Source organism: bacterium (assembly GCA_016873475.1).
In the GTDB taxonomy this organism is placed as follows: Bacteria; Krumholzibacteriota; Krumholzibacteriia; order JACNKJ01; family JACNKJ01; genus VGXI01.
In genome coordinates this window covers 1-3,600 of sequence record VGXI01000271.1, presented here as the reverse complement: position 1 = coordinate 3,600, position 3,600 = coordinate 1, and the positions used below count along the sequence as shown (strand labels likewise).

General features: G+C 65.0%; 6 protein-coding genes and 1 pseudogene. 2 read left to right on the top strand and 5 right to left on the bottom strand.

Annotated elements, in window-relative coordinates; genetic code table 11:
- A partial coding sequence (locus FJ251_14515; GenBank protein ID MBM4118917.1) for an ATP-binding protein occupies nucleotides 1-242 on the top strand: 242 nt, incomplete at its 5' end.
- Between the two features lie 88 nt (nucleotides 243-330).
- Here the strand turns inward: FJ251_14515 and FJ251_14510 are convergent.
- The 3 genes and pseudogenes from FJ251_14510 to FJ251_14500 form a co-directional block, all read right to left on the bottom strand.
- A complete protein-coding gene (locus FJ251_14510) occupies nucleotides 331-1,374 on the bottom strand; it encodes an IS110 family transposase (protein MBM4118916.1) in 1,044 nt (347 codons plus the stop codon).
- Between the two features lie 225 nt (nucleotides 1,375-1,599).
- Complete coding sequence (locus FJ251_14505) at nucleotides 1,600-1,845, bottom strand: type II toxin-antitoxin system Phd/YefM family antitoxin (GenBank protein MBM4118915.1); 246 nt, start codon at nucleotides 1,843-1,845, stop codon at nucleotides 1,600-1,602.
- A gap of 46 nt (nucleotides 1,846-1,891) precedes the next feature.
- Nucleotides 1,892-2,134, bottom strand: a pseudogene (locus tag FJ251_14500) (type II toxin-antitoxin system RelE/ParE family toxin).
- 181 nt (nucleotides 2,135-2,315) lie between these two features.
- Between FJ251_14500 and FJ251_14495 the strand changes: the two are divergent.
- Nucleotides 2,316-2,780, top strand: coding sequence for a GNAT family N-acetyltransferase (locus FJ251_14495; protein ID MBM4118914.1), 465 nt, complete (start codon nucleotides 2,316-2,318; stop codon nucleotides 2,778-2,780).
- Between the two features lie 90 nt (nucleotides 2,781-2,870).
- Here the strand turns inward: FJ251_14495 and FJ251_14490 are convergent, their stop codons facing one another.
- Together FJ251_14490 and FJ251_14485 are read right to left on the bottom strand one after the other, a co-directional pair.
- Nucleotides 2,871-3,134, bottom strand: coding sequence for a type II toxin-antitoxin system RelE/ParE family toxin (locus FJ251_14490; protein MBM4118913.1), 264 nt, complete (start codon nucleotides 3,132-3,134; stop codon nucleotides 2,871-2,873).
- Nucleotides 3,121-3,354, bottom strand: coding sequence for a CopG family transcriptional regulator (locus FJ251_14485; protein MBM4118912.1), 234 nt, complete (start codon nucleotides 3,352-3,354; stop codon nucleotides 3,121-3,123). Before FJ251_14485 ends, FJ251_14490 begins: the two co-directional genes overlap by 14 nt.
- Nucleotides 3,355-3,600 lie beyond the last annotated feature (246 nt).

The following is a 3,600-nucleotide window of genomic DNA, read 5'->3' as shown; positions in this document are numbered from 1 at the left end:
TCCCGCCGTCCGCCGGCGAGGATCTGCTCGAGCTCGTGATGCGCCGCTACGAGCGCGCCTCGACGCTGCTCACCTCCAACCGACCCGTCGACGATTGGGGCAAGCTCCTCGGCGATCACGCCGCCGTTGGCGCGATGCTCGACCGGCTGCTCCACCACGGCCACGTGATCAAGTGCGGGCCGCGCAGCTTTCGCACCCGGACCGGAGGGCAGGACTTGCACGACTCAGGCGATTCGAAGTAGACAGACCCTGTCCCGGACGCGCGACTGGCCGGTTTTGACCCGGCCACGACTGGCCGGTTTTGAGGTGGCCACTGAGGCGCTCGGCTCGTCAGGCGTGCAGGAACTTCTCGGGCGAGAACACGGTGCCCCGCGCGAGGATGTAGTAGACGGCGCGGCCGATCTTGTGCGCGAGGATCGAGAGCGCCTTGCCTTTGCCGTGCTTGCGCTCGAGTCGCGCGAGCAGCTTCTTGCCGTCGGCGCCGTGGCGCAGGTAGAGCACGGCGGCTTCGGAGAAGGCCCACTTCAAGTGGACGTTGCCTTGCTTTGCGCCGCCGCTGCCGAGCTTCTTGCCCGCGGACTCGTGGGCGCACTTCACGAGCCGCGCATACGATGCGAACTGCTGCACGCGCTCGAAGCGGGTGACGTCGTGGATCTCGTAGAGCAGGGTGAGCGCGAGAATCTTGCCGATGCCGGGGACGGAACGCAGACGATGGAAGGCGTCGGCGTCGTGGCGCTTGGCGTGCCGCACGATCGTGAGCTCGAGATCGGCGATCAGCGCGTCGTAGCGCTCGAGCAGAGCGAGATCGACCTCGACGCTCTTGCGCACGGCGGGATCCGGGAAGTGCTCGAGCAGCCCCTCGCGAGGGGCGGGATACGCGATGCGTTTCCCGAACGGGTCGAGGTTGTACTGGTGGATCGTGTTCTGGATGTGGGCGAGGAGCTGGCCGCGCTTGCGCACGAAGTGGAGCCGGCGGCGCAGCAGGTCTCGCGTCGCGCGCATCGCGGCGGGGTAGACATAGGCTTGCGGCAGCATGCCCCCGCGGAGCAGCACGGCGATCTTGTGCGAGTCGATCTTGTCGTTCTTGGCCTTGCCGCCGTGGATCGCCTTCATTGCGAGCGCGTGGCCCAGGACGAAGGGGATGTTCTCTTTCGCGCAGAGATCGGCGAGCCAGTACCAGGTGAAGGTGCACTCGGCGGCAACGACGAGGCCGTCGCGGTAGGGCGCCACGATCTCGAGCAGCGCTTCGGGGCTCGACTTCACGTTGCGGTGGACGCGGATCTCGCCCGCAGCGTCGAGGATGCAGACGTACATGGTGGCGGCGTGAAGATCGATGCCGCAGTAGTGCTGATGCTGTCCGGTGTAGAATCGCATGGTCCTCCTCCTGCGCGGATGTGCGCTTTGTGACCGCCGTCCAGCCTACTCGGGGTCGAGTAGGTGCAGGAGGGGGGCCTGGATGAGGATCAAGGGCTTGCAGCTGTCGATCACCCGTTTTGGTCTGTCCACCGCCTGGGGCGTCTGGCATCATGCGTCGTCGAATCAATCAACAACGCGGCGCGGGTTCTCGCTGCTGAAGCCCAAGTCGTTAGCCCGACCTGGCTACGTGCCGACGTCCTCGATTCTGACGCCGCGATCGGCGAGCAAGGCTTCGCGCGCTTGGGCGATCCTGGTCAGGAACTCGGGATGGTGCTCGAGTCGGTAGTCCAACCAGGCCTGCTCATCTTCGAACCCGATGAGCACCCCCGCTGGGCGCCCGTGCTTCGTGATCACGATCTCCTCATCGGCGGCGAGGCGGAGGTAGCGGGAGAGGTCATCCTTCATCTTCGCCAGAGCCACCGTTTTCAGTCGGCGTGCCGCTTTCTTCGAGCCACGCGCTCGCTTGCGCCTTGCTGACGATCGCGAGGACTTGGACGGCTTGGTCGACGACGTCATAGAACACCCTGATCTCGCCCACTCTCAAGCGGAACTGGGGCTGCGCCAAGCCCCTCAGTCTCTTGATGCGGCTCTTGCTGACTTTTGTCGGCTCGTGGCGGAGGTACCGCCCGATGGCGCCTCGCACCTCCGAACGCGCCCGAGCAGTGAGGCCGCGCAGATCCTCGACGGCCTGCGGGGCCAAAACGAGCTCATAGCGCATCTGGCCAGATCGTAGCCAGAACAAGTCGGACTAACAAGAGCTTGCGGCTGGCGAGAGCCCGGTTTGCGCTTCCGGTCCGCGGTGCCGTCTGGCATGCTGCGTTGGGGCTTCGGCGGGGCTCGGGTGGCCCGGGCTCTCGCAGCTGTAGCCCGATCCGTTAGGCCGCACAGAAGGCCGCACCATGCACATCGACGTTCGTCCAGACGATCTGTCGTCTCCGGAAATGCAGTCACTGATCGCCGAACATCTCGCCGGAATGCACAGCAACTCTCCGCCCGGCCACGTCAACGCGCTCGCACTCAACAGCCTCCGCACCCCGAATGTCACCTTCTGGGCTGCGTGGCTGGAGGGCCACTTGTGCGGATGCGGGGCGCTGAAAGAACTGGACCCGCTGACTGGCGAGGTCAAGTCCATGCGCACGCGCGCAGCCTTTCTTCGTCGCGGTGTCGGACAAGCTGTCCTCAATGAAATCGTTCGTACGGCGCGTCAGCGTGGATACGCGTGTTTGCTTCTCGAAACCGGCACGGGTGAGGCGTTCGCACCCGCGCACGAGCTCTATCGGCGCAACGGCTTTGAGTGGCGCGGTGCGTTCGGCGAGTACATCGCCACGGAGTTCAATGTGTTCATGGCCAAGGTCCTTGCGTAGGCACAGTGCGGCCTAACCCTTCGTTGCACCCGAATGGCTACGGCGGACTTCGCCCGCTTCCGCCATCGGGTGAACTCCAACGTTGGGCGGTCAGCGGTAGACATCGCGCCGATGACCGACCTTGAAGATCGTGATGGTCCGAGCTTCGTCGTCGATCGCGTACACGACGCGATGACTGCCTTGGCGGACACGGTACTTGTCTTCCGCCCCGCTCAGCTTTTCGCAACCCGCAGGCCGCGGGTCCGTTGCAAGACTCTCGATCCTGGCGACGAGTCGTCTGCGGTCAGCCTTCTGGCCGACGCGCTCTAGCTCCTTGGCGGCCGACGCCTTGATGAGCAGCCTATAGCTTTCCACGTCGCCGCATATCCCGGACCGCCTTCTCGAAGCTCACGCTCCGCTCGCGGGCCCGTTCGTCGAATGCGGCAAGGTCCTCGGCGTCCTCTGCCAGGCTTTGTTTGAGCGCCTCGTTCACCAGCTCGGAGATGGTCCGATCGGTCTCGGCCGCCTTGAGGCGCAGCACGCGGTGAACTTCAGGCTCCAGGTAAACCGTCGAGCGCTTGGCAGCAGCAGGCATGGGCCAAGGTTGACGTCTTGACGTCTAGGCGTCAACTCCAGGGCCGCCCGACAAGGGTTTGCAGCTGCAGAGAGCCCAAGTCGCTAGAAGCGGTCCCAAAATAGATGTTGCGCTACGGCGTAGCCAACGCGAGTTCGGGCAGCGGGTGCTGACGCGAGACTCGTCTCCCCTTTCGAAGGGGGAGGTGCGTGGACCTCACGGATCGGGACTGGGAGCGAGTGGCGCCCCTGATTCGCGAACCGAAGC

Bases quoted from the DNA above. Each gene is read 5' to 3' on its own strand.
- FJ251_14510 (MBM4118916.1), bottom strand. From the start codon at position 1,374: ATGCGATTCTACACCGGACAGCATCAGCACTACTGCGGCATCGATCTT.
- FJ251_14485 (MBM4118912.1), bottom strand. From the start codon at position 3,354: ATGCCTGCTGCTGCCAAGCGCTCGACGGTTTACCTGGAGCCTGAAGTT.
- FJ251_14495 (MBM4118914.1), top strand. From the start codon at position 2,316: ATGCACATCGACGTTCGTCCAGACGATCTGTCGTCTCCGGAAATGCAG.